Source organism: Streptomyces eurocidicus (genome assembly GCF_002891295.1).
Lineage (GTDB): Bacteria > Actinomycetota > Actinomycetes > Streptomycetales > Streptomycetaceae > Streptomyces > Streptomyces eurocidicus.
This window is the reverse complement of sequence record NZ_LGUI01000001.1, coordinates 512,679-537,876: the sequence shown is the minus strand read 5'-3', so window position 1 is coordinate 537,876 and position 25,198 is coordinate 512,679. Positions and strand designations below refer to the sequence as shown.

Below are 25,198 nucleotides of genomic sequence, written 5' to 3'. Positions count from 1 at the left end.
ACCGTCCGCGGGTGCGTCGTGGCCGGTCGCGCCCACGCGGCGGAGCCGCACCATGTCACAGCCCCGCGCCCCTTCGGGCGCTGCCGAACCGCACCGGACTTCGCCGAGCCCGCTCAGCCGGGGGAATCCGAGGACCGGAGCCCCGGCCGGGAAGGGGCGGGCGGAGGAAAAGCCCCGCGCGGCGGCACACGCCGCCCCCCTCGGGCCGCTCCCGTCAGCCGCGCCGCCCCGGCCCCTACCCGACGGGATCCGCGGTTCCGTTCCGTGACCGCCGGTCACGGAACGGACTCAGAAAGTACCCGCACGCCCCTCGTGGCGGGCCCGCGTCGTACCCCACACTGGTGGGCGGTGCCTGAGTCCTCGGAGCGCGGCAGGTCCGGCCGCAGGGACCCGGAACCCTCCGCGAAGCCGCACGTGATCCATGGGACGGCGGTGGCCCGGCCACCGCCGCGCCCTCTCGTTCCGCCATCACAGCAGCGATCACCTTGGAGGTCGCCCCCGTGCAGACCCGGACGCCCACCCGGCCCCAGACACCGCCCCTGCCGACCGCCCAGCAGGTCCCGGCCGTGCCCCAGCAGGCCGAACCCCCCGCGGCCGAGCGCCTGCCCGCCGACGCCCCGCCCGGAGCCGACCCGCCACCGGAGCCACGCCCCGCCGCCCGCAGGGGCGGTGTCACGACGCTGCGGCCGGACCCCGACGCCGACCAGGATCCCGCCGAGCGCGCCGCCGACGCCGCCCGCGCCGACACCAGCGGCCCCTCCTCCGACCTCTTCCGCCAGTACCTCCGCGAGATCGGCCGGATCCCGCTGCTCTCCGCCGCCGAGGAGGTCGAGCTGGCCCGCTGCGTCGAGGCCGGCCTCTTCGCCGAGGAGAAGCTCGGCAGCACCCCCGACCTCGATTCCCAGCTCGCCGTCGACCTCGACCGCCTGGTCGTCCTCGGCCGGATGGCCAAGCGCCGCCTCATCGAGGCGAACCTGCGGCTGGTCGTCTCCGTCGCCAAGCGCTACATCGGCCGCGGCCTGACCATGCTCGACCTCGTCCAGGAGGGCAACCTCGGACTCATCCGGGCCGTCGAGAAGTTCGACTACGCCCGCGGCTACAAGTTCTCGACGTACGCCACCTGGTGGATCCGCCAGGCCATGTCCCGCGCCCTCGCCGACCAGGCCCGCACCATCCGCGTCCCCGTGCACGTCGTCGAGCTCATCAACCGCGTGGTCAGGGTCCAGCGCCGGATGCTCCAGGAGCACGGCTACGAACCCACCGCCGAGGAGGTCGCCGCCCAGCTCGACCTCACCCAGGAACGGGTCAGCGAGGTCCTGCGGCTCGCCCAGGAGCCCGTCTCGCTGCACGCGCCCGTCGGCGAGGAGGACGACGTCGCCCTCGGCGACCTCATCGAGGACGGCGACGCCGCCTCACCCGTCGAATCGGCCGCCTTCCTGCTGCTCCGCGAGCACCTGGAGGCCGTCCTGTCGACCCTCGGCGAACGCGAGCGGAAGGTCGTCCAGCTGCGGTACGGCCTGGTCGACGGCCGCCCCCGCACCCTGGAGGAGATCGGCCGGATCTTCGGCGTCACCCGTGAGCGCATCCGCCAGATCGAGTCCAAGACCCTCAACAAGCTCCGCGACCACGCCTTCGCGGACCAGCTGCGCGGCTACCTCGACTGACGGGCCGGGGCCGGGCCCGTCAGTCGCGCGCTTCCCGCGAACGGCCCCGCAGGGCCTACTGGAAGGCCCCGGGGTGGGTCTGCTCGCGCACCGTCGTGTACTGCTGCCGCACCGCCTGGCCCACCGGCAGGTCCTCGCCCGGCTCGAACACCTGGCTGGCCGCCGCGGGCCACAGCGGGGGCTGCTGCGGGGACAGCCGCCCGTGCTGCACCCCGAGCGCCCACGCCGCCTGCCGGGCCGCGCCCAGCGCCGCGTAGTCCGCGGGCTGCGGGACGACGACCTGCGTGCCGAACAGCTGCGGGGCCACCGCCTGCACGGCGGGCAGCTCCGCGGCGGCGCCCAGCAGGAACACCCGGCGCACCGGGACACCGCGCGAACGCAGCACGTCCAGCGCGTCCGAGAGACCGCACAGCATGCCCTCGAAGGCCGCCCGCGCCAGGTGCTCCGGCTTCATGCTCTCGCGCCGCAGCCCGGACAGGGTGCCCGCCGTGTGCGGCAGGTGCGGGGTCCGCTCACCCTCCAGGTACGGCAGCAGGACCAGCCCGTACGCCCCCGGCGAGGACCGCAGCGCCAGCTCCGACAGGCCCGCCAGGTCCGTGCCCAGCAGCTCCGCCGTGCCGCGCAGCACCCGCACGGCGTTCAGCGTGTGCACCACGGGCAGGTGCATGCCGGTCGCGTCGGCGAAGGAGATGATGGTGCCCGTGGGGTCCGCCAGTGCCTCGTGGTGCACGGCGAAGACCGAACCGGAGGCCCCGAGCGAGACCACCGCGTCGCCGAGGCCGACGCCGAGCCCGAAGGCCGCCGCCATCGTCTCGCCCGTGCCCGCGGAGATCAGCAGGCCCTCCGGGGTGTGCCCGGCGGGCTCGGCGGGCGCCAGCACGTCCGGCAGCGCCACCTGGCGGCCCAGCGCCAGCTCCACCAGGTCCGGCCGCCAGGAGCCGGTCGCCGCCGACCAGTAGCCCGTCGCGGAGGCGTCGCCGCGGTCCGTCGTACGCCGCACCGGCCGGCCCAGCAGCTGCCACACCAGCCAGTCGTGCGGCTGGAGCACGGCGGCCGTCCGGCGCGCGGACTCCGGCTCGTTCCGCGCCAGCCAGCGCAGCTTCGCCACCGCCTGCCCGGCCTGCGGCACCGACCCCACGGCCTGCGCCCAGGCGGCCCGGCCGCCCAGCGCGTCGGTGAGGTCGGCGGCGGCGGGCTGCATCCGCTTGTCGTTGCCCAGCAGGGCGGGCCGGACGAGCACCCCGCCCGCGTCCAGGGTCAGCATCCCCTGCTGCTGCGCGGAGACGCCGATGGCCTGCACGCCCTCCAGCAGCCCCCCGGCGGCGGCCTCGCCCAGTGACATCAGCCACGCCTGTGGATCGCCCTCGGAGGTGGTGGGGTGCGGGGCGTACCCCTGCCGGAGCACGGCCCCCGTGTCCGCGTCGCAGACGACGATCCGTGTGCTCTCGGTGGAACTGTCCAGCCCGGCGACTATGCCCATGCGGTGATTTTGCCAAACCCCGGCCGGCCGTCCAGCACCGGTCAGGTGTTGCTCGTCCCCCAGTCGTCCTCGGTGGCCGCGCGCTGCTCGCGCAGCGAGCGGACCCGCTCGCTCACGGGGCCCGGCAGCCGGTCGCCGACCCGGTCGAGGGCCCGGGAGGCGAGGGCCCGGCCGTTCTGCGCGGCGGACTCCGCCGTATTGCGCACCGCCGGGTTCTGGGCCACCCGCTGTGCCCCCTTGCGCAACTGCTCGTACCGCTCGCGGCCGGCCCGCGTGCCGAGTACGTACCCGACGGCTGCTCCGATGATGAACGTCAGCCGGTAGCGCATCACGCTCCACCCTTCCCTCGGATCCCTCGTGCCCCACACGTCATCGCGGAGGCCGGCGGGCTGTGCTCCGCGCCTACCCGCCGGGTGCGAAGGTCACTCCCGGGGCACCGATTGGCGGAGCACCCCCCTGCTTGCGCTAATGTATGTGTCGCAGCGAGCGCACGCCGCCCGGAACCCCGGTCGACAGTGCATTCGAGGCAACCGCAGCAATCCCCTGTAGCTCAATTGGCAGAGCAGCCGACTGTTAATCGGCAGGTTACTGGTTCGAGTCCAGTCGGGGGAGCGCGATCCTCTGTAGCTCAATTGGCAGAGCAGCCGGCTGTTAACCGGCAGGTTACTGGTTCGAGTCCAGTCGGAGGAGCAAACGAAGAAGGACCCCGAAAGGGGTCCTTTTTTCGTACCCGGAGGGAACCATCCGGTCGTGATCGAAGTCCTCATGGTCAGGTCGGTCACGCAATGCGGACCCTCAGGGGCAGCAGATCGTATGAGCGGCTATGCTGCGGCAGACGGCGCGCACAGATGTGCGCGACGCGCCGTGAACGGGGCGGTAGCTCAGCCGGTTAGAGCAGCGGACTCATAATCCGTCGGCCGTGGGTTCGAGTCCCACCCGCCCCACTCACGCGTCGTTGGTGCAGAAACGATGCAACCAGCGTCTTCGGTGCCCCGACCGGTTTCGACCGGCCGGGGTTTCGTGTTTCCGGGGCGGAGCGGGCGGGTCCCCGGCACGGCTCCGGTGCCCGCGCCCGGTCCGTACGCGAGGTCCCACGGGAGTCCGTTCGGAAACCGGCGGTGGTGGGCAGGTGCCGGGCTCGGAGGAATACGTCCCGGTGGCGGCCTGTTGCCGCTGCTGGGCCACTCGACGCCACGAGACCGGAAGCAGGTAGCCGTACATGAGCAGCAGCACGGTGGAGCTCACCAAGGACAACTTCGACGAGATCGTCTCCGGCAACGGGTTCGTGCTCATCGACTTCTGGGCCGCCTGGTGCGGCCCCTGCCGGCAGTTCGCGCCGGTCTACGAGGGCGCCGCCGAGCGCCACGACGACCTGGTGTTCGCCAAGGTCGACACCGAGGCGCAGCCCGAGCTGGCCGCCTCCTTCGAGATCCGGTCGATCCCCACCCTGATGATCGTGCGGGACAACATCGCGGTCTTCTCCCAGCCCGGCGCCCTCCCCGAGGCCGCGCTGGAGGACGTCATCCGGCAGGCCCGCGCCCTGGACATGGACGAGGTGCGCGCCTCCGTGGCCGAGCAGCAGGCGAAGGCGCAGCCCACCGGTGAGTGAGCTGCTCCTGATCCGGCACGGGGAGACCGAGTGGAGCCGCACCGGACGGCACACCGGGCTCACCGACATCCCGCTGACCGAGCACGGCGAGCGGCAGGCGGAGGCGCTCCGGCCGCTGCTCGCCGGGCGCACGGTCGGGCCGGTGCTCGCCAGCCCGCTGAAGCGCGCCCTGCGCACCGCCGAACTGGCGGGCCTCGATCCGCAGCCCGATCCCGACCTGCGGGAATGGGACTACGGCGGCTATGAGGGCGTCACCACCGACGAGATCCACCGCACCCGCCCCGACTGGTACCTGTGGGACGACGGCGTCGTCCCCGGGGACGCCGGGCACCCGGGGGAGACCGCCGCCCAGGTCGGCGCCCGCGCCGACCGGGTGCTGGCCAGGATCGCCCCCTGGCTGGCGGAGCCGGACGGCCCGGACGTCGCCCTGGTGGCCCACGCCCACTTCCTGCGCGTCCTGACGGCCCGCAGACTCGGACTGCCGGCCACGGCCGGTGCCCTCTTCCGGCTCGACACCGCTACGGTGAGCCGCATCGGCACCGAGCACGGCCGGCCCGCGCTCGTGGCCTGGAACCTGCCCTCGGCCTGACGCCGCCCCCGGCCCCACCCCGGTGGTTCCGCCGAGCGTGTCGGAACCGGGCCCCGGGCGGGGCCGGGCCGATGATCGGGGCCGGGCCGGTGATCGGGGGCGGTGGTCCGACCACCCCCGGTCTTCATATGATCAATTTCTTTCCTATGGAGGGATGTCCTCGTGGCCACGACCCGCACCGCGCACACCGTCTGGGAAGGTGACCTGCTCAAGGGCAGCGGCACCGTCACCTTCGACTCGTCCGGCATCGGTTCCCAGCCGGTCTCCTGGCCGTCCCGCGCCGAGCAGGCCAACGGCAAGACCAGCCCCGAGGAGCTGATCGCGGGCGCCCACTCCAGCTGCTACTCCATGGCGCTCTCGCACGGCCTGGCCGGCGCCGGCACGCCGCCCACCCGCCTGGAGACCAAGGCCGACGTGACCTTCCAGCCCGGCGAGGGCATCACCGGCATCCACCTGACCGTCCGCGCCGAGGTCCCCGGCCTGGACGCCGAGGGCTTCGCCGCCGCGGCCGAGGACGCCAAGAAGAACTGCCCGGTCAGCCAGGCGCTGACGGGTACGACGATCACGCTCACGGCCGAGCTGGTCTGAGCCGGTCCGTAACCGGGGCCGGTGGGACGCCTCAGGGCGCTCCACCGGCCCCGAAGCCGTGTGCCTTACGACTTCAGGGTCGCGTAAACGATCAGGTTCTCCACCGGGTGGCCGTTCCGGTCCAGGTCGCCCGCGCAGGTGACCAGGCGCAGCGCCCGCTCGGACGTCTCCCCGTAGACCTTCCGCGTCGGGAAGGCGCTCTTGCCGACCTTCTCGGTGCCCGTGACGGTGAAGTGCAGGACCTTCCCGTCACCCCGCTCGACGTCCACGGCCGCCCCCTCGCCGACCTTCCCCAGATCGTGGAAGACGGCCTTGCCCGCGCGGGTGTCGTTGTGCCCGATGATCACGGCCGCCCCGGGCGTCCCCGGCTCGGCGCCGCCGGTGTACCAGCCCGCCGTCATCCCCTTCTCCGACGGCGGCACCTGCACGGTGCCGTCACCGTTCAGACCGAGGCGCAGCAGGGCGCTGTCCACGCCGATGGACGGGATCGACACCCGGGACGGCTCCTCGGCGGAGGCGGGGGTGCCGCTGGCTTCGCCGTTGCCCGGGGTGCTGCCGGTGAGGGAGCAGCCGGTGAGCAGGGCGGTGAGGGTGAGGAGAAGGGTGGCGGTGAGGGTTCTGGTGCGCATGGGGTCCGTCTGGGGTGGGCGGGTGGGGCGGGCGGGTTTCCACGCTAGGAGGGCGGGCGGGGGTGCGCTTCGGGTAAACGGCCAGTCCGCCTCGGCCTAAAGGAGGAGGGGTGGGCGGGTGCGGGGTGCCGCTGCGTGGGGCTTTTTCCCCTACCCGCCCCTTCCCGATACCGGGGCTCCGCCCCGGACCCCGGTCCTCAATCGCCGGACGGGCTGAGTTGTTGCCCGGGGCCGGGCTGGGAGGTTGTTGCCCGGGGCCGGGGGAAAGCCGAGCTCGGACAGGGGCAAAATCCAGCCCGGCCGGCGTTTGAGGCCACCGCGCGTCAGCGCGGAAGGGGCCCGGGGCGCCAGTCCCGGTTCCGGGAAGGGGCGGGTAGGGGAAAAGGCCCGCCGCACCCGCACCCGAACCCACCCCCCACCCCGCCCAAACCCCCGCTACGCGCAGCGAACCCGCTGCAGCAACCCCCACGTGAACTCCGCCACATACGCCCCCCGAACCCCACCCGCATCCACCGCCGAGAACCCCAGCCCCCACCGCGAAGGCGCCGTCCCCTCCATCGGCCTGGCCGGCGCGAACGCCCGCGCCACCTCGTCGACCGTGCACGACCACGGCCGCAGGTCCTCCACCGTCCGGAGCGTGGGGGCCGGGGCCCCCGGGGCGCGGACCAGCCATTCGTTCCAGACGGCGCCGCCGGGGGCCGAGAGGACCTCGAAGCGCAGGGCGGGCCAGAGCGGCATCCGCCACGTCGCCACGTCGAAGGTCAGGTCGCCGATCCGGCGCTCGCCCGTGGTCCCGGGCGGGCCGAGCACCGAGCGGTAGCGCGTCCCGGCGCCACGGCTCTTCGGCGAGCGCACCATGGCCTGCCAGCGGCGGTTCGCCTCCCGCATCGTCGTGCGGTCGACGCCCAGCTCGCGCAGGGCGTCCTCGACCAGTTCCGGGTGGTGGTCGGCCATCCGCCGCAGCAGCACGAGCTGGAACCACAGGGGACCGGAGACAGGGGTGGACCCGGACAAGGGGTCGGGCGCTGCGCTCATGCGTGCCATGGTCGCGCATCGCCGCACCCCGGACCCGCACCCGGCCGGGCGCCGGACGGGCGCGGGGGCGAGAACCGGACAACTCCGTGCGGGCCCGCTCCTGAACGGCCGTTCGCCCCGGTTCGTTAGGGTCGGGGACGACAAGATCACCACATACGGAGGCCCGATGGCCGCGCCCGGCGACCACGCAGCGACCCCGACCACCCCACCGCTCCTCCGGCTGCGCGGTGTCGGCCGCGTCTACGGCGAGCGGCACGCGCTGCACCCGCTCGACCTCGACCTCGAACCCGGCACCTGCACGGCCCTCTTCGGCCACAACGGCTCCGGCAAGTCCACGCTGCTGCGCATCGCGAGCGGCCGGGACACCCCGACCACCGGCAGCGCCCTCTTCGCCGGCCGGCCGGTCTCCGAGGACGACCCCGAGGTACGGGCCAGGGTGGCCGTCGTCGGCGACACCGTGGCCACCTACCCGGACCTGACCGTGCGCGAGCACCTCGAACTGGTCACCGTCGCCCACGCGGTGGAGGACGCGCGGGGGTGGATCGACCACGTCCTCGCCGACCGCCGCCTGTCCGACCACGCCCGCGCGCTGCCCGGCTCGCTCTCCTCCGGCCAGCTCCAGTCGCTGCTGCTGGCCGCCGCGCTCGTACGCCCCCGTGACCTCCTCGTCCTGGACGAGCCCGAACAGCGCCTCGACCCCGACGCCCGCGTCCGCCTCGCCGAGCTGCTGACCGGCGAGAAGGCGGACGGCGTGGCGGTGCTGCTCGCCACCCACCAGGCGGATCTCGCCGAGGCGGTCGCGGACCGGATGATCGCCCTGGAGGACGGCCGGGTGGTGGCCGAGGGGCCGCCCGCGGAGGTCCTGGGGACGCTGGGGCTGCGCGGATGAGCGGGAACGAGCGGGGGAACGAGCGGGGGGACGAGCGGGGGAGGGAGCCCGGGGCGCCGGCCGGGCCCGAGGACGGAGACGTCCCCGGCCCCGACGCCGGGTGTCCCACCGACCCCCACCCCACCCCTGCCGGGGACGGCGCCTCCACCCTTGCCGAGGACGACGCCTCCGCCCCCGCCGGGGACGACGCCCTCACCCCCGCCGAGGACGACGCCCCCACCTGGACCGTGGAGGACGACGACCGCACCCCCGAAACCCTCCGCTGGCTGCGCGACAAGCGCCGCGCGCACCGCCGCCGGAAGAGCCGCGACCTCGCCGTCGTCGTCTACACCCTCCTTCTCGTCGTCGTCGGCTACGGCAGCGGTTACGCCTTCCACTTCATGCGGCGGGTCGAGCTCGGCGCCGACTACAGCGGGCTCGGCGCGGATCTCCAGCGCGCCCTGCCCGCCCTCTGCACGCTGATCACCGCCGCCCTCGCGCTGGCCGCCGCCCGTGACGCGCTGTGGCGCGGGCCCGTCGTCGTGCCCGCGCCCTCCGTGGGGTGGCTGCTGGCCCAGCCCGTGCGCCGGGAGAAGGTGCTACGGCCCTGGTTCCGGCTGTCGGCGGGGCTCGCGGTCGTCCCCGGGCTGCTGGTCGCGGCCGGGGGAGCCGTCGCCCTGCGGGTGACGGGCCTGGCCTCCCTGGGGTCCGCGCTGCTCGCCCTCCTCCCCGCCACGCTCTGCCTGCCCCTGCTCGCGGTCTCCGTGGGCATGGCCGTGGAGCGCCGGGCCGTCCTCGCCGCGCGCGTACGCCGCTTCACGCCCCTCGCCGTCCTCGTGCTGATGCTGCTCGCCGCACAGGTCGTCCTCGCCGTGCGCGGGCACCGCTCCGTCCTCCTGGAGCGGGCCGAGCTGTGGTCGGGGCCCTGGGGGTGGGCCGCCCAGCCCGTGATCGCCGCGACCGGGGGCGCCGCGCCCGGTTGGTGGATCGCCCTCGCGGCGCTCGTCCTGCTGACCGCCGCCGGTCTCCTCCTGGGGCACCGGGACGCGGCCCGGGTGCCGACCGCGCAGCTGCGCAGGCGGGCCGCGACCGCGCAGACCGTGTCGTCGGTGATGTGGACCGTGGAGCTGAGGGCCGCCAGGCTCGCGCTGCTCGACGCGACCGGCTCCGGCCGCGTCCACCGGGCCCGGCTGCCCGCGCCGCGCTCCAAGTACCTCGTGGCCGTCTGGCGGGACGCGCTGGCGCTGCTGCGCTCGCCCGGCCGGCTCGCGAAGGCCCTGATGTGGACGGTCTGCGCCACCGCGGCGGCCGCCCTGGGCACGGAACTCGACGGCGGCAGGCGGGACCTGTGCACGGTCGTCGCCCTGCTCCTCGGCTACGTGGCCGTGGGCGCCCTCGCGGAGCCCGCCCGGCTGGAGACCGACGACGTGCGGCGCGCCGCCTGGTCCCCGTTCCGGCTGCGGACGCTGATGCTCCAGCACACGGTCGTACCGGCCGTGACCGGCGCCCTGCTGGCCCTGGTGGCCGCCGTGCCGTTCGCGGTGGCGGGCGCGCCCTGGGCGCTCCTGCTGTGGCCCCTGTGCGCGCTGCCGTTCGCCGCGGCGGCGGTGTTCGCGGCGTGCCGGGGACCGGCCCGTACGAGCCTGATGTTCACCGGGGTGAGCACCCCCGTCGGGGATCCGGGGGTGCTGATCTTCCTCGCCTGGTACGCGGCCGGACCGCTGGTGACCGTCGGCGGTCTCGCGCTCGCCCTGGGCGCCGTGCCGCACCGGCCGGACGCGGCGGGCGTGGGCGGTGTCGCCGTCGTGGCGGCGCTGCTGACGGCGGGTCTGCTGTACTTCGCGGCCCGTTCGGCGAACAGGCTGGTGCGCCACTGACGGACTCGCGCGGCAGGTGGGTTCTGACGGCGGAGGACTCCCCACCCCGCCCCTTCCCGAATGTCCTCAATCGCCGGACGGGCTGAAAATCAGCCCGTCCGGCGTTTGAGGACCGGGGTCCGGGGCGGAGCCCCGTTCGGGAAGGGGCGGGGCGGGGAAGGCCCCGCGCAGCGGCAACTCCCCTTACCGGTACCGCCCTCGTCCCCTCACCGCCGTGTCGTGCAAGCTTTACCCGCCGTCAGCCGTCCGGTGATCCACCGGCCTCCTACGCCCCCGCCCCGGCCGGTACCGTCTGGCCATGACGGAAATCGACCCGCGCCGCACCGCCCTGGTACTGATCGACCTGATGGAGCGCGTCGTCGCGCTGCCCCTCGCGCCGTACGGCGGGGACGAAGTGGTCCGTACCGCAGGCGAGTTGGCGAGGTCCTTCCGCGCGGCCGGGGCGCCCGTCGTGGTGGTGCGGGTCGAGCGGCCCGGGCCGGCGGAGCAGCCGCCCGGCAGCGGGCTGCTCGCCGGGGTGTCCGAGCCGGGTGACATCGAGGTCGTCAAACGGACCGTCGGGGCGTTCCACGGCACGGACCTGGACGCCCGGCTGCGGGAGCGCGGGGTGCGGACGCTCGTCCTCGGCGGCGTCGCGACGAACCTGGGCGTGGAGTCCACGGCCCGCGCGGCGGCCGACCACGGCTACGAGCTGGTGTTCGTCGAGGACGCGATGAGCGCGCTGACGGAGGACGAGCACCGGGCGTCCGTGACGCTGGACATGCCGAGGCTGGGGACGGTCGTGAAGGCGGACGCGGTACGGGTGGTGTGACGCGGGGCCCCCGCCCCTCTTACCCGGCGTCGTCGCCCAGCATCCGCCTCAGCAGATCGCGCAGCATCGTCCGCTCCTCCGTCGACAGCCCGCCCAGCGGCTCGCGCGCGAAGTCCAGCGACTCGCGCAGCCGGGCCGTCGTGAGGCGGCCCTCCGGTGTCGGCGCCGCGAGCTTCACGCGGCGGTCGTCCGGGTCCGGGCGGCGCTCGACCAGGCCGCGGGCCTCCAGGCGGTCGACGATGCCGGTGACGTTGGACGGCTCGCATTTCAGCTTCTGGGCGATGCGGCGCATCGGCACCGGCTCCAGTGTGAGCAAGGCCAGCACCTTCGCCTGGGCGCCGGTCAGCGCGTGCTTGGCGGCGGCCTCCTCGTACTCCTCGTGGTAGCGCGCCACGACGGTCGCGATGAGGTCGACCACTTCTCGGCTCAGGGCGTCGGTTCGAGGGGTCATGCCTTCAGGTTACCGCGTTGCTTGACAACATGAAATATCGAGGCGCATGGTTGTTTCAGCTGCTGAAATATCGAGGAGGCTACGTTCCATGCCCGCAACGCCTACCACCGGCCGTGAATGGCACCTTGTCGCCCGCCCGCACGGCTGGCCGAAGCCCGAGGACTTCGCGCTGCGTGAGACGGAGATCCCTGAGCCCGGCGAGGGTCAGATCCTCGTGCGCAACATCCACCTGTCGGTCGACCCGTACATGCGCGGCCGGATGAACGACGTGAAGTCGTACGTCCCGCCGTACGAGCTCGGCGAGCCCATGCAGGGCGGCGCCGTCGGCGAGGTCGTGGCCTCCCGCTCCGACGCCTTCCAGGTCGGCGACCACGTCCTGCACCACCTCGGCTGGCGCGAGTACGCGGTGGTCGACGCCAAGCTGGGCGTCAAGGTCGACGAGGCCCTCGCCCCGCTGCCCGCCTACCTCGGCGTGCTCGGCATGCCGGGCCTGACCGCCTACGCCGGCCTGCTGGAGGTCGCCGCCCTCAAGGAAGGCGACGTCGTCTTCGTCTCCGGCGCCGCGGGCGCGGTCGGCAGCCTCGTCGGCCAGATCGCCAAGCTCAAGGGCGCCTCGCGCGTCATCGGCAGCGCGGGCTCCGCCGAGAAGGTCAAGCTCCTTGTGGAGGAGTACGGCTTCGACGCCGCCTTCAACTACAAGGACGGCCCGGTCGCCGAACAGCTGAAGGAGGCCGCCCCCGACGGCATCGACGTCTACTTCGACAACGTCGGCGGCGAGCACCTGGAAGCCGCCATCGGCTCCATGAACACCCACGGCCGCATCGCGGTCTGCGGCATGATCGCGCAGTACAACGCGACCGAGCCCAACCCGGCTCCGCGCAACCTCATCGCGATCATCGCCAAGCGGCTGCGGATCGAGGGGCTGCTCGTGGCTGATCACCGTCATCTGCAGCAGCGGTTCGTGGAGGAGGTGGGGGCCTGGGTGCGCTCGGGCGAGCTCAAGTACCGCGAGACCACGGTTGAGGGTATTGAGAACACGCTTGATGCGTTCTTGGGGCTGCTGCGCGGTGAGAACACGGGGAAGATGATCGTTTCTCTTTCTGCGTGACGGTGTCGTCCGCGTGGCGGGTGGGGTGGGGCGGGGTTGCCGCTGCGCGGGGCTTTTCCCCAGCCCCGCCCCTTCCCGTAACTGGGGGCAAGCCCCCAGACCCCCTTCCGCGCTGACGCGCGGTGTCCTCAAGCGCCGGACGGGCTGAAATTCAGCCCGTCCGGCGTTTGAGGACCGGGGTCCGGGGCGGAGCCCCGGTTCGGGAAGGGGCGGGGCTGGGGAAAGAGCCCCGCGCAGCGGCCCACCCGCCCCACCCACCCGCACACCCACCCACCCGCCACCTGGCGGATACCCTTCCCGCCATGCGAGATCTGATGACGGGCATGACCTACCTGGCCAAGGGCCAGCGCTGGGTGGGGCGCAACCGGCGGCAATGGGGGTTCGGACTGCTGCCCGGCCTGGTCACGCTCGTCGGCTACGCGGCCGCGCTCGTCGCCCTCGTCCTCTGGGCGGACGACGTGGTCGTCCGGGCCACCCCCTTCGCCGACGACTGGTCCTCGCCCTGGCCCGGGATCCTCCGTGCCACGCTCACCGCCCTGTTCTTCGGCGGTGGCCTGCTGCTCGCGCTGATCTCCTTCACGGCCGTGACCCTGCTGGTCGGCCAGCCCTTCTACGAGGAGCTGTCCGAGCGGGTCGACCTGGCCGAGGGCGGCACGGCCCCCGAGTCCGGGCTGCCGCTCTGGCGGGAACTGTGGATCTCCGCCCGCGAGAGCCTCGCGGTCCTCGTCCGCGTCGCCCTCTGGGGCGTCCTGCTCTTCGCGCTCGGCTTCGTGCCCGTCGCCGGGCAGACCGTCATCCCCGCGCTCGGCTTCTGCGTCTCCGGCTTCTTCCTCACCGAGGAGCTCACCGCCGTCGCCCTCCAGCGCCGCGGCGTCCCCCTGCGCGAACGGCTCCGGCTGCTGCGCTCCCGCAAGCTCCTCGCGCTCGGCTTCGGCGTGCCGCTGACCCTGCTCTTCCTGGTGCCGCTCGTCGCCGTGTTCGTCATGCCGGGCGCGGTGGCCGGTGCGACGCTGCTGGTCAGGGATCTGATGGACGAGACGCCGGCGGTCGAGGACGTCCCCGAGGACCCCCGGCGGGGCGCGGACGTCCCCGGCCTCTGACGGCCCGGACCGCGGCGTTCCCGGTCCCGGCCGGGCGGCGGGGACACCGCCTCAGCCGAACGGCAGCTCCGCCACCACCAGGCCCTCGCCCTCCCGCGCCGAAGCGACCGTAAGGCCGTCCGGACCCCACACCCCGCTGCGCCCGCAGCCCTCGTACGGGCCCGACGGGCCGGTGTGGTTGGCCAGCAGGATGTACAGGCCGTGGTCCTTCGCCAGCGCCGGGAAGACCGTCCGCACCTCCTCCTCGCCGCCGCCCCGCCCGTACAGCGAACTGGCCAGCTGGACGCGGCAGCCGTCGGCGGCGGCGCGGGCCGTGAGTTCCGGGAAGTGCGCGTCGAAGCAGATCAGGAGCCCGAAGGCGACGCCGCCCAGGGTGAACCGGCCGTCCCCGGAGCCGGGCACGAAGCCCGCCGCCCGCTCGTCGTCCGTGACGCGCGTCTTGTCGTAGCGGGTGAGCGGGGCGCCGTCCGGGCCGTACACGAACGAGCTGATCACCGGCCCGGCGGCGGACCGTCCCGCGCAGTTGACCACGGCCGCGACCCCCGCCGCCCGGCACGCCTCCCGCACCGGGGCGAGCCGGGGGTCGTCCGGCTCCATGGTCAGCCGGTCCCCGCCGGAGACGATCGCGTCGAGCTCGTACCCCGTGGCGGCGAGCTCGGCGAAGACGACGAGCGAGGCGCCGCGCGCATCCGCATCGGTGACGAAGCCGGCCATCCGGGCCACGTTGGCCCCGATGTCGCACGGCCGGGCGGAGAACTGGGCTGCTGCGATGATCACCCGCCCATCATGGCGTCCCGGCGGCCGCGACGGCCGTGCTTGTGACCGACCGCACCTGGGCGACGATCGCGAGCCGGTTCGCCACGAACGCGGGGTCGCTGATCCGGCCCGTCGCCGGATCGGTGTTGCCCTCGCCGAAGCTCAGCACGGGGGTGTGCAGATGGCCGCCCGGCACCCGCAGGCGCGTCGCGTCCCGCAGCAGGGTCGCGCGGTACGCGATCTCGTTGGAGAGGTAGTCGCCCCCGCCGCCCTCCCGGGCGGTCGAGCCCGGCGTCGGCCCGTCCGGCCGGTCCACGGGCTCGGTCGCGCCCGCCGGTATCTCGGTGACGGCCGTGTTGTCGTACACGGGGTACGGGCCCGTCCGCGCGGCCGTGATCGCCGCGTACGGGAGGGTGGTCGTCGTCCACTGCGGCTGCGGCCGGACGGTCGGGACGCCGGGCGGCACCGGCACGACCCCCGTACGGGACAGGTTCACGTTGTCCGGGTACCCGCCGCGCCAGGCGCCGTTGGTGCGCTCCACGTCGAAGCGGCCCGGCCGGCCCTGGCTGATCGTGGTGAACAGGTCGACCCGGCGCGGGCCGGGCCGGAAGTGCGGCAGGAGCGTCCGTTCCACCGTCCCGGCCGCGAAGTCGTCCCAGCGCACCGGGAACACGACGGCCTCGATCCGGGCCGGGCCCGACGGAGTGTCGACCGTCGTGCCGTCCAGCGCCAGGGCGGCGGCGCCCGAGGGGTTCGAGCGGCGGGCGTCCGAGTCCAGCTGGAAGGGGTCGAAGCCGGTGATCAGGACGCGCTTCACGGCGCCGCCCGCGGGCAGGTCGACGGAGTCCTGCCCGCGCGAGGCCCGCTCCACCTTCCCGATCAGCTCGGCGCGCTGCCGCCCGGTCACCTGGAAGGACGGCTTCCATTCCCGTAGGGCCCGGGTCATGCCCAGCCGCGCCCAGTACAGCGGCCGGTCGTCGTCCCGGCTGAGCTCCCCTCCACCGGGGCCCGCGGCCGGCCCCCGGCCCTGCGCCCGGTCCACGGCCCGCCGCCACAGCCGCCGCCCGTCGTCGGTCGCCAGCCGCTCCGCGTCGGACAGGCCGCGGGCCCGCTCCAGGGCGCGGGAGAAGCCGGGCGCGACGTCGTCGAAGCCGCTGCTCCGGAGGATCTCCTGGGGGACCTTGCCGGGGAGGCGCTGCTCCTCGGCGGTGGGCGGGAGTGGTGCCGGCGGGAGAGCCGGGGCGGGGGCGGCGTGCGTGGGGGTGACCGCCAGCAGGGCGACACCGAGGGCCATCGCGCCAAGTCTCAAGGGCTTCATGAGGCGGAAGGTAGCCAATGGTGCTGCTCAGGCGATAGAGGGAGGCCAACTACCCTTGCGGACAGTCGATTTCCGGCCACAATGAGGAAATGGACATAGCGCAGCTCTCGGCGGCCCCGCTCTTCGATCCCGGCAGAGGCCAAGGAGTGCGGCAGTTCGCGGAGTTGGGCATCGCGCTGCTGCTCTCCTCGCTCATCGGCCTGGAGCGCGAGTTGCAGCAGAAGAGCGCGGGCCTCCGGACGCACGCGCTGGTCGGGGTGGGCAGCGCGCTCTTCATGGAGGTCTCGATCCATGGCTTCGGCGCGGTGTCGGGGCTGGTGGGCGTGGACGTCCGGCAGGACCCCTCCCGGGTGGCCGCGCAGATCGTGTCCGGCATCGGCTTCATCGGCGGCGGCCTCATCTTCGTCCGCCGTGACGCGGTCCGCGGCTTGACGACGGCCGCCACGATCTGGCTGACGTGCGCCCTGGGCATGGCCTGCGGCGGCGGCCTGCCCCTGCTCGGCCTGGCGGCCACGCTGGTGCACTTCCTGGTCGTCCGGGGCTTCCCCGTCGTCACCCGCCGCATGGCGATGGTCCCCGGCGACCGCTTCGAGCTCCACCTCTCCTACCGCACCCGGCGCGGCCTGCTGGGCCGGATCCTGGAGCTGTGCACGAAGAAGGGGTTCCGGGTGACGGACGTCCATGTGGACGCGGAGGCCACGGAGAAGACCGCCGAGAAGGGGCCCGACAAGGCCGACGGCCGGGAGCGGGGGAAGGTCAAGGAAGCGGGCGTCGTCCTCAGTCTGGAGGGCAAGGGGTCGGCGTATCCGCTGGTGGAGGAGCTGACGGATTGGGAGGGGGTGCTGGGGGTGGGGTTGCGGTCGGTGCGCGACAGCACGGAGTGAGGTGGGCGGGGCGGGGGAGGGGTGGGGCGGTGCGGTGCGGGTCCGCTGCGCGGGGCTTTGTCCCCACCCCGCCCCTTCCCGAACCGGGGCTGGCGCCCCGGTCCCCGTTCCGCGCTGACGCGCGGTGGCCTCAAACTCCCCCAGCTACCTCCCCCAGCTACCGCTGGGGGTGCCCCCAGGAGGTGCCCCCAGCCGGGCTGGATTTTCGCCCGGTCCGAGCTCGGCTTTCCGCCCGGTCCGGGCAACAACCTCTCAGCCCGGTTCCGGGCGACAACTCAGCCCGTCCGGCGTTTGAGGACACCGCGCGTCAGCGCGGCCGGGGGCCCGGGGGCTTGCCCCCGGTTTCGGGAAGGGGCGGGTAGGGGACAAAGCCCCGCGCAGCGGCACCCCCTCCCGCCGCACCCCCCACCGCACCGCCTCCGGATGGCCCGACCCCGGAGGCGGGCGCCGGGGAGCGATGCGAGGCTGGCCCCGCGAGCATCTCCGAAGGGACCCCCTCATGAGGCTGCGTGGAAGACGCCGCCCGGCGGCCCGCCGTCAGCGCTCGGCCACGGCCACAGGCATACGCGGCACAGGCTCCCGAGTGGCGGGCATACGCACTGTCACCCCCCGCGCCCTCGCGCTCCTCCTGCTGATATCCACCGGCGTGCTGCTGTCCGGTACGGCCGCCACCGCCGGGACCGCCACCGACGGGTCCGCGCGCGCGGCCGCCGCGTGTTCCGCCGGCACGGGCCCGTACCAGTGGCAACTGGAGGAGCACCTGGGCAGGCCCCAGGACGGATGGCAGTCCGCCGCCGACTGCGCGGCGATCGCCGCGTTCCAGCGCAAGGAGGGCATCAAGCCGGCCGACGGGTACGCGGGCCTGGTCACGTACCGGACGATGCTGGTGGCGCAGGCGAGGAAGGCCCCCAACGCGGCGGGCGCGTGCCCCGTGCCCACGCCCGCGCGCAAGGTCGCCTGCGTGGACCTCGACCGGCAGCTGATGTGGGTGCAGAACGGCGGGCGGGTCCTCTTCGGCCCGGCGGCGGTACGGACGGGGCGGCTGGGGCAGGAGACCCGCACCGGGTGGCACAAGGTCTACTGGAAGCACAAGGACCACTTCTCCACGCTGTACGCCAACGCGCCCATGCCGTACGCCCAGTTCTTCTCTGGAGGACAGGCGTTCCACGGCCACCCGGGGGAGCTCTTCGACGGCGGCGGCTCCGCCGGTTGCGTCAACCTCACCGTGACGGACGCGCAGCGGCTGTGGGGCGTGCTCGCGGTGGACGACAGCGTCTACGTCTGGGGGCGCAAGCCGGGGACGTGAGACCGGGACGTGAGACCGGGCCGGGACATGGGGCAGGCGAGCTGTTCGAGGCGGCGTCCCGGCGTGCCGTCATACCAAAATAGCGACATATCGTCATGATTCGCAGGGTGACAATGTCGACCAAGCGAGGGCGGTATGAACAAGGGTCCGAATCCAGCTCCTGACGTTTCCCGGTCCTGGTGGCGCCCCGGCCCACCGCTGCGCACGGTGGCCTGTCTCATGGCGCTCGCGATCATGGGGACGGCCGTACCCGCCGTCGCCGCGCCCCTCCCCGGCGGTCTGGGACCCTGCCTGCCCGGCGACTGCCCCGCCGTCTACCCACAGGTGAGCAACGGCCCGATCGCCGGGCGGGACGACAACATCAACGTCTTCGTCGGCGGTGACTTCAGGGTGCGCGGGCGCGCGGCGGAGGCCGAGGGCAAGGTCGTCACCCTCGGCTCCTTCGACATGGAGAAGGTCTCCGGCGTCAGCCGCCTGTACAACATCGGCGTGGCGGGCGTCGGCTCCCGGGTGCCGCCCTCCCCGGGCACGGACTGGCTGACCACCGGGGGCGCGGTCCGGATCGCCCCCGATCAGATCCTGGACGCGGAGGCCGGCGTGGTCCGGCACGCGGGCCCGGCCACCGGCACGATCAGGGGCCGCAACACCCTCGACCCGAACGCCGCCCAGCCTTACGAGCGGCTGCGCGACGAACTGGCCACGGCCAGCCGCTGCTACGCCCACGGCGCCGACGGACAGGGCCGCCCGGCCACCGGGACCGCCCGGAACACGATGGCGGAGACCCTGTTCACCGGCGACGGCACCTCGCGGCTCCAGGTCTTCAACGTCGACTTCGACCTCGTCGGACGCGACGGAGCGCAGCAGGGCGTCCGCTTCCTCAACATCCCGCCGGAGGCGACGATCCTGGTCAACCTGACCGGCCCCGCCCGCGTCATCAACACCTTCAGCGGCGGTCTCACCGACGACACCCCGCTGAACAGGCTGCGGGAGCGGCTGCTGTGGAACTTCCCCGACGCGGCCACCGTAGAGCTCAAGGGCACCGGCCAGTTCCAGGGCAGCATCCTGGCCGGAAACCGGGCGGGCGAGACGACGGTCACCCTGCCCGGCATCAACGGCCGCTTCCTCACCACCGGGTCCCTGACCCACACGTCCGCCGCGACGGGCGGGGGCGGGCAGGAGATCCACGCGTACCCCTTCAACGGTGACCTCCCCGACTGCGCGCCGCCGCCCCCGACGCGCGGGAACGTCACAGTGGTCAAGAAGGACGCCCAGAGCGGGAACGTCCTGCCGGGCGCCCGGTTCCAGCTGTGGCGCGAGACGAACGACGTCGCCGGGCTCCAGACCGCCGGGGACGGCCGGGACACCCCGGTGGGCGGTGTCTGCACCACCGACGCGAAGGGCGAGTGCCGCAGCACGGTGGAGACCGGGACGTACTACTGGCAGGAGACCCGGCCCCCGGCCGGCTACCCGGCCCCGGCGACCACGGTCTTCGGCCCACTGACCCTGACGGCGGCCAATGCCGCACAGGGCGTCTCCGTGACGGTCACGAACACCAAGCCCGTGGAGCCGACCGGGACGGTCCACCTGGTGAAGCAGAACGCCAAGACCAAGCACCCGCTTCAGGGCGCCGTCTTCGAACTCTGGCGCGAGACCAACGGCGTCACCGGGCTCCAGACCACCGGCACCCGGCCCGACACCCGCGTCGGCACCGGCTGCGCCACGGACCGGCAAGGCCGCTGCACCTTCCCGAACCAGCCGCTCGGCACGTACTACCTGCGCGAGACGGCGGTCCCCGAGGGCTACGTGATGCCGAAGAACCCGGTGTCGGGGCCGTACGCCCTGACGGCGGCGAACGCGACGGCGGGCGTGAAGGTGACCCTGAAGAACGCCCCGGGAGAACCGGGGAAGGGGAAGGGGGACGGCGGGAGGTGACCCCGGGCGCCGGGCGGGGACGACGCTCGCCGTCCCCGTTCGACCGGCCTCAGCAGCGTCGTACTCCGTAGGACTTCGCCCCGGCTTCGGGCAGGTTGGCCCATACCCTGGTGCCTTCCGTGGCCGGGGCGGGTTCGCTGATGCCCCAGGTCCCGTCGCACTCGCGGACGACGCAGGCGAGGAGGAGCAGGAGGCGCTTCCTGCTGCCGGTGCACAGCGCGGCCTGCGCGGGGTCGCTGTGGCTGCTGTGCGGGTCCCAGTTGACGAGCCGGAGGACGCCGTCACGCCAGCGGAGGGAGTAGTAGAGGTCCTGCCCCGGCGCGAACAGGGCTCCGCAGGTGACCAGTTCGGAGATCGCCTGGAGCGCCGGGTCGACGAATTCGGCCAGCCCGTGGGCGTACAGGGCCGCCCTTACGGTCCTGCGGGCGACGGCGGGTGAACGGGGTTCGGCGGGCACGGTGAAGCTGTACGCCAGCCCGGCGGGGTCCTTTGGCGGGGCGGGGTCCTGCTCGGGGTGGAGGGTGACGTCCTGAACGATCAGGGGGCAGAGGGTGAGGGGCTGCATGGGCATGCGGCGGCTCCCAATGGTGTGGGGTGTTGGGGTGCGCACGCAGTGGCCGGTGGCTTGTCTCCCTGGGCGGGGGCATGCCTCTCCCAGGGCAGGAGTGTGCGGGCGTGCTCGCGCCGATGCGCTTCCGGCTCACGTTGCGCTTACTGGCTCTAACAAAAGCTGTTGATCGTGTGACTGTGGGCTTGTCTGCTCGTTGGTCTGGCCGTGGGGAAACGTCAGTCGCGGCCGTGGATCGTGTCGGATGAGCTGTGGTCGCTGGTGGAGCCGTTGCTGCCCGGGCCGGGGCCGAAGCTGGTGGAGGGCCGGCCGAGGGTGCCGGATCGGCAGGCGTTGTGCGGGATCCTGTTCGTGCTGCATACGGGCATTCAGTGGGAGTATCTGCCGCAGGAGTTGGGCTTCGGCTCAGGTATGACGTGCTGGCGGCGGCTGGCCGCGTGGAACGACGCCGGCGTCTGGGACCAGTTGCATGTGGTGCTGCTGAGGAAGCTGCGGCCGAAGGGCAAGCTGGACTGGTCGCGGGCGGTGATCGACTCCTCCCATGTGAGGGCGGCCCGGCGGGGCCCAAAAGCGGGCCCAGCCCGGTCGACCGTGGGCGGCCGGGCAGCAAGCACCACGTCCTGACCGACGGACAGGGCATCCCACTCGCGGTGTCGCTGACCGGTGGGAACCGTAACGATGTCACGCAGCTTCTGCCCCTGCTCGACAAGGTCCCCGCCGTGGCCGGTACGGTCGGCCGCCCCCGCCGGCGGCCGGATGCCCTGCTCGCGGACCGCGGCTACGACCACGACAAGTACCGGCGCCTGCTCTGGCAACGAGGCATCCGCCCGGTCATCGCCGAACGGGGCAGGGAACACGGCTCCGGCCTGGGCACCTTCAGGTGGGTGGTGGAACGGACGATCGCCTGGCTGCACGGCTTTCGCCGCCTGCGGATCCGGTGGGAGCGGCGCGATGACATCCACGAGGCATTCCTCGGCCTCGCCACCTGCCTCATCACCCACCGTCACGTTAAACGCCTTTGTTAGCGCCTCTTAAGCGATGTGGCACTAAAAGTAATGACGACGTGGCACCAGTGCCACACCCTTCGGGGGTTATTGCCTCGATCGGGTGAACGCTGGATCGTGGGTGTGAGGCGTCCCGGTGCCGCGTTGTAGGAAGGTGGCATGCCGCCAAGGACGACACCTACCGAACGACAGAAGCGACTGGGCACCGAGCTGCGCAAAATGAGGTTGGCCGCCGGGCGCTCGACCGACTATGCGGCCAGGCTGCTCGGCATCGACCGTACGAAGATCTCCAATATCGAGTCCGGTGTGCGCGCGATCACGCCTGACCGTCTGCGGACCTTGGCCTGCAACTACGCATGTACCGACGCGCGTTATGTCGAGGCTCTCGTGGACATGGCCGCCGACCGCAAGCGCGGCTGGTGGGAGCAGTTCCGAGGCACATTGGCGGCGGGTCTCCTGGACATCGCGGAGTTGGAGTGGCACGCGGTGCGGGTACGCACTTCGCAGGTCATGCACCTGCCCGGACTTCTCCAGACGGAGGAGTACGCGCGCGCCATCTTCGGGTCGGTGATTCCGCCCATGCCCCGCCTGGAGGTCGAACTCCACGTGGCGCATCGGATGCAACGACAGCAGGTCTTCGAGGGGGACAGCCCGCTCGATTACGTGGGGTACATCCACGAGGCCGCGCTGCGCATGCAGTTCGGAGGCAGGAAGGTGACGCTGGAGCAGCTGAACCACCTTGTGCTCATGTCCGAGCGCCACCATCTCGAACTGCGCGTGCTGCCCGTCGAAACGGGGGCGTTTCCCGGCGCGGGTCACGCGACGCTGTATGCCGAGGGGCCCGTGCCCCAGCTCGATTGCGTGCAGCTCGACTCGGCCGGGGGCCCGTGCTTTGAGTACGCGGAGGCGCAGGTGGCCCGTTATGGGGCGCATCTGGACTGGATGGAGCGCAATGCCCTCGATCCGGTGCGGTCACGTGACTTCATCCATCACATCACCCGTGATCTTTGAGGAAGGCAATCATGAACCACATCGTCTGGGAAGAGCCGTTCTGCGGCGCTGGGAACAATTGCTTCCGAATAGGCATCGACGCCGTTGGCAATGCGTACATCGCCGTCAGCGGCGCGGAGGACCGTTATCTCACCGATTCGCGGGACGCGCTCCGCGCTCTGATCCGTGACATCAAGGCCGGTAAGGCCGATCACTTGCTTTGATCCGTTGCCGTCACCGGGGTGGTCGGGGGTTTGTTCCCCAGCCCCGCCCCTTCCCGCTGCATCCGATGTGCGGCTCCGCCGCGTGGCGGGGGCTCCGCCCCAGACCCGGCCGCGCTCCGCGCGGTGGCCTCAATCGCAGGCCGGGCTGAATGTGGTTGCCCGTACCGGGCAGGGATCCCGCTCTGCGGGAAGGTCGGGATGGGCCCGGGCCCGGGGGAGAACGCCGCCCCCGGCGAACCGGACCCGGCGCAGGCCCGGGCGAGATCCGAGCGCTTCGGGGAGCGCCGCCCCTGACCGGATCCGGCCCCGGCGCGGGCCCCGGATCCCGCCCCGGCCCCGACGCGGGCCAGGATCAAGCCCGGCTGGGGGCACCTCCCAGCGGTAGCCGGGGGAGCTTGAGGCCACCGCGCGTCAGCGCGGCCGGGGCCCGGGGGCGCAGCCCCCGCCACGCGGCGGAGCCGCATATCGGATACAGCGGGAAGGGGCGGGGCGGGGAAAACCCCTCAGGCCCCACCACCCGCATTCGCGATCAAACGCTGAAGCACCGCCACAGCGACCCCGTACTCCTCGTCAGAGATCCCCGCATGCAATGCGGCTCGTACCCCCGCCATCGTCTCCCGCACCCGCTCCATCCCCTCACGTCCCGCGTCCGTCAGCACCACGACATCCCCCTCCGCCGCGAGCCACCCCCGGTGGAGAAGGCTGTCGACGGCGTGGAGCATGAGATCGGGGTCCATGTCATAGACCTTGAGGCGGGAGCGGACCTCGGTGCGGGTCAGGCCGGTGGGGGCCTTGGAGACGTGGTTGAGGGTCCACCACATCGGCTGGGTGACGTCGGTGAGGGCCAGTCCGCTCTGGACGTGCGCGAGGATCGACTTGTACGCCTTCCAGGCCAGGAGCGCGGCGGGCGGTGCGGGTTCGGTGGGGGCGGTGGGCGTCGTCATGACCCGGAACGTAGGACCTCAAGTCCGGTCGAGGTCAAGGCGGCGCGAGCGGCCGGACGCGCGAAGTTGACCCGCGTGGGGGTGAACTTGCTTATGAGGAAGGTGTGTTCATCCGATACCGTGCTCGGCAGAAGGCGCGGGTGGTCCCGGCTTACGCCTCTGGCCATGGCTTGGGCTTATCGACCGGTCGCCGAGGGCCGGGCATCTGGAGCGAGGGTACGGATGTCCGGTCGGCGGTCCGCGTCCGCGCACACCGCGGCGCGGTTCGACCGGAGGGCGGCCCAGGTTATCGCCTCGGGCCCCCGCGTCTTCGCCGTACGGCCCGCCGTACGGCCGCACCCGGGCGGTCGTCCGGCCCGGCGAGACCGGGGCGGGGTTCCCTGACGGGCCCCGCCCCTCCTCGGCCGGTGGCGGCGAGCCGTCACCCCGTGGGGCGGACCGCCGTGATCTCGCGGTAGGCCATCTCCGCCAGCCGTCCCTGCCCGCTCTTGCTCGGGTGGAACCAGTCCCACTTGCTCAGCTGGTCACCGTCGAAGTCGTAACTGTGCACCGACGCGTCGTAGCGGCACAGCTTGTCCCGCCGGCACACGTCCTTCAGTACGGCGTTGTACTCGCCCACCCGCTTGTCGACCTGTGCGCGGCGCTCCTCCGAGGCAGGGTCCTGGGCGTCCGGGTCGCGGAGCATCGTCGGGCACAGGCCCAGCTTCCAGACCGTCTTGGCGAGGCCGTTGTTCCGCCCGGCCGTCCACAGCCGCTTCAGGTCCGGCACGCTGGCCACGTACAGCTGGGACTTGGGCAGCGCCTTGCGCAGCTCCGCGACCGAGGACTCGAAGTCGGCGCGGAAGTCGTCCACCGGGGTCATGTAGGAGACCTCGTTGCGGCAGGCGTCGTTGGCGCCCACGAGGACGGTCACCAGCTGCGGCTTCCGCTCGACGGCGGTGTGCATCTGGTCCGGGAGGTCCGCCATGCGGGCGCCGGTCTTCGCGAGGTTCCAGCTGCTGGTCGCGGGGGAGGGCAGCAGCCGGCGGGCGAGGCTGTCGACCTTGGTGCCGGTGGCCCAGGACGCCTCGGGGCAGTCCTTGAGGACCGAGCAGGCGTCGAAGCCGCGCGTGATGGAGTCGCCGAGGGAGGCGATGGACTGCGGTCTCGGGTTCCAGTCGGGGGTGGGGGAGGGGCTCGGCCGCGCGGCGGAGGCGTGCGGGGCGGCGTCGTTCCCGGCGTCGTGCTGGCCGTCACAGGACGTGACGAGCAGAGCCGTCGAAGCCGCCGCGACCACCGCGACGGCGCCCCTCAGGGCCCCGCGCACCTTGCTCTTCGCGGTGCCGCGCATCGCGTTCCCCCATCCGGCCGGGTGATATCCGTTCGGGTCCGACGGTACGTCACCGGGAGGGTGTCGCCGCACGGTAGCTTTTCCCCGGGGCGGATGCGCCGAGCCCCGACATCCTTCGCCCTCCGGCACCGCG

Annotated in this window: 24 protein-coding genes, 3 tRNA genes and 1 pseudogene; 18 read left to right on the top strand and 10 right to left on the bottom strand. The window is 73.1% G+C overall.

Going from position 1 to position 25,198, the window contains the following annotated elements; all coding sequences use genetic code 11:
* Positions 1-467: 467 nt before the first annotated feature.
* Positions 468-1,664, top strand: coding sequence for an RNA polymerase sigma factor (locus tag AF335_RS02380; protein ID WP_102916552.1), 1,197 nt, complete (start codon positions 468-470; stop codon positions 1,662-1,664).
* A 55-nt stretch (positions 1,665-1,719) separates the two neighbouring features.
* Here AF335_RS02380 and AF335_RS02375 read toward each other — a convergent pair whose 3' ends face one another.
* Positions 1,720-3,144: an FGGY family carbohydrate kinase gene (locus AF335_RS02375; RefSeq protein ID WP_102916551.1), complete on the bottom strand. Its 1,425-nt coding sequence runs from the start codon at positions 3,142-3,144 to the stop codon at positions 1,720-1,722.
* A 41-nt stretch (positions 3,145-3,185) separates the two neighbouring features.
* Entirely contained in the window at positions 3,186-3,473 is a 288-nt protein-coding gene (locus tag AF335_RS02370; protein ID WP_095583351.1) for a hypothetical protein, read from the bottom strand.
* Between the two features lie 210 nt (positions 3,474-3,683).
* On the opposite strand from AF335_RS02370, the gene AF335_RS02365 reads away from it, so the two are divergent.
* The 6 genes from AF335_RS02365 to AF335_RS02340 all read left to right on the top strand — a co-directional run bounded on the left by AF335_RS02365 (position 3,684) and on the right by AF335_RS02340 (position 5,930).
* Positions 3,684-3,756: transfer RNA gene (locus AF335_RS02365), tRNA-Asn, on the top strand.
* A gap of 5 nt (positions 3,757-3,761) precedes the next feature.
* A tRNA-Asn gene (locus AF335_RS02360) sits at positions 3,762-3,834 on the top strand.
* Between the two features lie 180 nt (positions 3,835-4,014).
* Positions 4,015-4,088 (top strand) — tRNA-Ile (locus tag AF335_RS02355).
* Positions 4,089-4,363: 275 nt separating this feature from the next.
* Positions 4,364-4,753, top strand: coding sequence for a thioredoxin (gene trxA, locus AF335_RS02350; RefSeq protein ID WP_102916550.1), 390 nt, complete (start codon positions 4,364-4,366; stop codon positions 4,751-4,753).
* Complete coding sequence (locus AF335_RS02345; protein WP_102916549.1) at positions 4,746-5,342, top strand: histidine phosphatase family protein; 597 nt, start codon at positions 4,746-4,748, stop codon at positions 5,340-5,342. Before trxA ends, AF335_RS02345 begins: the two co-directional genes overlap by 8 nt.
* A 162-nt stretch (positions 5,343-5,504) precedes the next feature.
* Positions 5,505-5,930, top strand: coding sequence for an OsmC family protein (locus AF335_RS02340; protein WP_087928244.1), 426 nt, complete (start codon positions 5,505-5,507; stop codon positions 5,928-5,930).
* Positions 5,931-5,995: 65 nt separating this feature from the next.
* Here the strand turns inward: AF335_RS02340 and AF335_RS02335 are convergent, their stop codons facing one another.
* Together AF335_RS02335 and AF335_RS02330 are read right to left on the bottom strand one after the other, a co-directional pair.
* Positions 5,996-6,559: a class F sortase gene (locus AF335_RS02335; RefSeq protein WP_102916548.1), complete on the bottom strand. Its 564-nt coding sequence runs from the start codon at positions 6,557-6,559 to the stop codon at positions 5,996-5,998.
* A gap of 435 nt (positions 6,560-6,994) precedes the next feature.
* A complete protein-coding gene (locus tag AF335_RS02330) occupies positions 6,995-7,594 on the bottom strand; it encodes a hypothetical protein (RefSeq protein ID WP_102916999.1) in 600 nt (199 codons plus the stop codon).
* 166 nt (positions 7,595-7,760) lie between these two features.
* Between AF335_RS02330 and AF335_RS02325 the strand changes: the two genes are divergently transcribed.
* The 3 genes from AF335_RS02325 to AF335_RS02315 all read left to right on the top strand — a co-directional run bounded on the left by AF335_RS02325 (position 7,761) and on the right by AF335_RS02315 (position 11,150).
* Entirely contained in the window at positions 7,761-8,483 is a 723-nt protein-coding gene (locus AF335_RS02325) for an ABC transporter ATP-binding protein (RefSeq protein ID WP_102916547.1), read from the top strand.
* On the top strand, positions 8,480-10,339 hold the full coding sequence (locus AF335_RS02320; protein ID WP_184742987.1) for a DUF6297 family protein: 1,860 nt from the start codon (positions 8,480-8,482) through the stop codon (positions 10,337-10,339). The genes AF335_RS02325 and AF335_RS02320 overlap by 4 nt, the downstream gene beginning before the upstream one ends.
* 298 nt (positions 10,340-10,637) lie before the next feature.
* Positions 10,638-11,150, top strand: a complete 513-nt coding sequence (locus tag AF335_RS02315; protein ID WP_102916546.1) for an isochorismatase family protein — start codon at positions 10,638-10,640, stop codon at positions 11,148-11,150.
* A 19-nt stretch (positions 11,151-11,169) separates the two neighbouring features.
* Here the strand turns inward: AF335_RS02315 and AF335_RS02310 are convergent, their stop codons facing one another.
* The gene (locus AF335_RS02310; RefSeq protein ID WP_102916545.1) at positions 11,170-11,601 is read right to left on the bottom strand and encodes a MarR family winged helix-turn-helix transcriptional regulator; all 432 of its coding nucleotides are present in this window, start codon (positions 11,599-11,601) and stop codon (positions 11,170-11,172) included.
* 88 nt (positions 11,602-11,689) lie between these two features.
* On the opposite strand from AF335_RS02310, the gene AF335_RS02305 reads away from it, so the two are divergent.
* Together AF335_RS02305 and AF335_RS02300 are read left to right on the top strand one after the other, a co-directional pair.
* Complete coding sequence (locus tag AF335_RS02305) at positions 11,690-12,709, top strand: NADP-dependent oxidoreductase (protein ID WP_102916544.1); 1,020 nt, start codon at positions 11,690-11,692, stop codon at positions 12,707-12,709.
* Between the two features lie 302 nt (positions 12,710-13,011).
* The gene (locus AF335_RS02300; RefSeq protein ID WP_102916543.1) at positions 13,012-13,809 is read left to right on the top strand and encodes an EI24 domain-containing protein; all 798 of its coding nucleotides are present in this window, start codon (positions 13,012-13,014) and stop codon (positions 13,807-13,809) included.
* Positions 13,810-13,860: 51 nt separating this feature from the next.
* On the opposite strand, the gene AF335_RS02295 is transcribed toward AF335_RS02300, so the two are convergent.
* Both AF335_RS02295 and AF335_RS02290 read right to left on the bottom strand, forming a co-directional pair.
* Positions 13,861-14,586, bottom strand: a complete 726-nt coding sequence (locus AF335_RS02295; protein ID WP_102916542.1) for a carbon-nitrogen hydrolase family protein — start codon at positions 14,584-14,586, stop codon at positions 13,861-13,863.
* Positions 14,587-14,593: 7 nt separating this feature from the next.
* A complete protein-coding gene (locus AF335_RS02290) occupies positions 14,594-15,883 on the bottom strand; it encodes a C15 family peptidase (RefSeq protein ID WP_102916541.1) in 1,290 nt (429 codons plus the stop codon).
* 89 nt (positions 15,884-15,972) lie between these two features.
* Here AF335_RS02290 and AF335_RS02285 point away from each other — a divergent pair, with 89 nt between their 5' ends.
* From AF335_RS02285 to AF335_RS34345, 3 genes are all read left to right on the top strand, one after another.
* Entirely contained in the window at positions 15,973-16,767 is a 795-nt protein-coding gene (locus AF335_RS02285; RefSeq protein WP_102916540.1) for an MgtC/SapB family protein, read from the top strand.
* A 583-nt stretch (positions 16,768-17,350) separates the two neighbouring features.
* Positions 17,351-18,073 (top strand): L,D-transpeptidase, encoded by a 723-nt coding sequence (locus tag AF335_RS02280; protein WP_376697776.1) that lies wholly within the window; start codon positions 17,351-17,353, stop codon positions 18,071-18,073.
* Positions 18,074-18,292: 219 nt separating this feature from the next.
* On the top strand, positions 18,293-20,005 hold the full coding sequence (locus AF335_RS34345) for a choice-of-anchor A family protein (protein WP_170127560.1): 1,713 nt from the start codon (positions 18,293-18,295) through the stop codon (positions 20,003-20,005).
* Between the two features lie 49 nt (positions 20,006-20,054).
* Here the strand turns inward: AF335_RS34345 and AF335_RS02270 are convergent, their stop codons facing one another.
* Positions 20,055-20,576: an ATP-binding protein gene (locus tag AF335_RS02270; protein WP_228773661.1), complete on the bottom strand. Its 522-nt coding sequence runs from the start codon at positions 20,574-20,576 to the stop codon at positions 20,055-20,057.
* 204 nt (positions 20,577-20,780) lie between these two features.
* Between AF335_RS02270 and AF335_RS02265 the strand changes: the two are divergent.
* The 3 genes and pseudogenes from AF335_RS02265 (at position 20,781) to AF335_RS02255 (ending at position 22,791) form a co-directional block, all read left to right on the top strand.
* Positions 20,781-21,598, top strand: a pseudogene (locus AF335_RS02265) (IS5 family transposase).
* Positions 21,599-21,736: 138 nt separating this feature from the next.
* Entirely contained in the window at positions 21,737-22,588 is an 852-nt protein-coding gene (locus AF335_RS02260; protein WP_102916538.1) for a helix-turn-helix domain-containing protein, read from the top strand.
* Positions 22,589-22,599: 11 nt separating this feature from the next.
* Positions 22,600-22,791, top strand: a complete 192-nt coding sequence (locus tag AF335_RS02255) for a hypothetical protein (protein ID WP_102916537.1) — start codon at positions 22,600-22,602, stop codon at positions 22,789-22,791.
* Positions 22,792-23,294: 503 nt separating this feature from the next.
* Here AF335_RS02255 and AF335_RS02250 read toward each other — a convergent pair.
* Entirely contained in the window at positions 23,295-23,735 is a 441-nt protein-coding gene (locus tag AF335_RS02250; RefSeq protein ID WP_102916536.1) for a MarR family winged helix-turn-helix transcriptional regulator, read from the bottom strand.
* A 421-nt stretch (positions 23,736-24,156) separates the two neighbouring features.
* A complete protein-coding gene (locus AF335_RS02240) occupies positions 24,157-25,065 on the bottom strand; it encodes an SGNH/GDSL hydrolase family protein (RefSeq protein ID WP_102916534.1) in 909 nt (302 codons plus the stop codon).
* Between the last annotated feature and the right edge of the window lie 133 nt (positions 25,066-25,198).

Excerpts from the sequence above, each read along its gene's own strand:
- AF335_RS02375 (WP_102916551.1), bottom strand. The coding sequence starts at position 3,144 with ATGGGCATAGTCGCCGGGCTGGACAGTTCCACCGAGAGCACACGGATC.
- AF335_RS02370 (WP_095583351.1), bottom strand. The coding sequence starts at position 3,473 with ATGCGCTACCGGCTGACGTTCATCATCGGAGCAGCCGTCGGGTACGTA.
- trxA (WP_102916550.1), top strand. The coding sequence starts at position 4,364 with ATGAGCAGCAGCACGGTGGAGCTCACCAAGGACAACTTCGACGAGATC.
- AF335_RS02335 (WP_102916548.1), bottom strand. The coding sequence starts at position 6,559 with ATGCGCACCAGAACCCTCACCGCCACCCTTCTCCTCACCCTCACCGCC.
- AF335_RS02330 (WP_102916999.1), bottom strand. The coding sequence starts at position 7,594 with ATGAGCGCAGCGCCCGACCCCTTGTCCGGGTCCACCCCTGTCTCCGGT.
- AF335_RS02325 (WP_102916547.1), top strand. The coding sequence starts at position 7,761 with ATGGCCGCGCCCGGCGACCACGCAGCGACCCCGACCACCCCACCGCTC.
- AF335_RS02320 (WP_184742987.1), top strand. The coding sequence starts at position 8,480 with ATGAGCGGGAACGAGCGGGGGAACGAGCGGGGGGACGAGCGGGGGAGG.
- AF335_RS02315 (WP_102916546.1), top strand. The coding sequence starts at position 10,638 with ATGACGGAAATCGACCCGCGCCGCACCGCCCTGGTACTGATCGACCTG.
- AF335_RS02310 (WP_102916545.1), bottom strand. The coding sequence starts at position 11,601 with ATGACCCCTCGAACCGACGCCCTGAGCCGAGAAGTGGTCGACCTCATC.
- AF335_RS02305 (WP_102916544.1), top strand. The coding sequence starts at position 11,690 with ATGCCCGCAACGCCTACCACCGGCCGTGAATGGCACCTTGTCGCCCGC.
- AF335_RS02300 (WP_102916543.1), top strand. The coding sequence starts at position 13,012 with ATGCGAGATCTGATGACGGGCATGACCTACCTGGCCAAGGGCCAGCGC.
- AF335_RS02290 (WP_102916541.1), bottom strand. The coding sequence starts at position 15,883 with ATGAAGCCCTTGAGACTTGGCGCGATGGCCCTCGGTGTCGCCCTGCTG.
- AF335_RS02285 (WP_102916540.1), top strand. The coding sequence starts at position 15,973 with ATGGACATAGCGCAGCTCTCGGCGGCCCCGCTCTTCGATCCCGGCAGA.
- AF335_RS34345 (WP_170127560.1), top strand. The coding sequence starts at position 18,293 with ATGGCGCTCGCGATCATGGGGACGGCCGTACCCGCCGTCGCCGCGCCC.
- AF335_RS02270 (WP_228773661.1), bottom strand. The coding sequence starts at position 20,576 with ATGCCCATGCAGCCCCTCACCCTCTGCCCCCTGATCGTTCAGGACGTC.
- AF335_RS02260 (WP_102916538.1), top strand. The coding sequence starts at position 21,737 with ATGCCGCCAAGGACGACACCTACCGAACGACAGAAGCGACTGGGCACC.
- AF335_RS02255 (WP_102916537.1), top strand. The coding sequence starts at position 22,600 with ATGAACCACATCGTCTGGGAAGAGCCGTTCTGCGGCGCTGGGAACAAT.
- AF335_RS02250 (WP_102916536.1), bottom strand. The coding sequence starts at position 23,735 with ATGACGACGCCCACCGCCCCCACCGAACCCGCACCGCCCGCCGCGCTC.
- AF335_RS02240 (WP_102916534.1), bottom strand. The coding sequence starts at position 25,065 with ATGCGCGGCACCGCGAAGAGCAAGGTGCGCGGGGCCCTGAGGGGCGCC.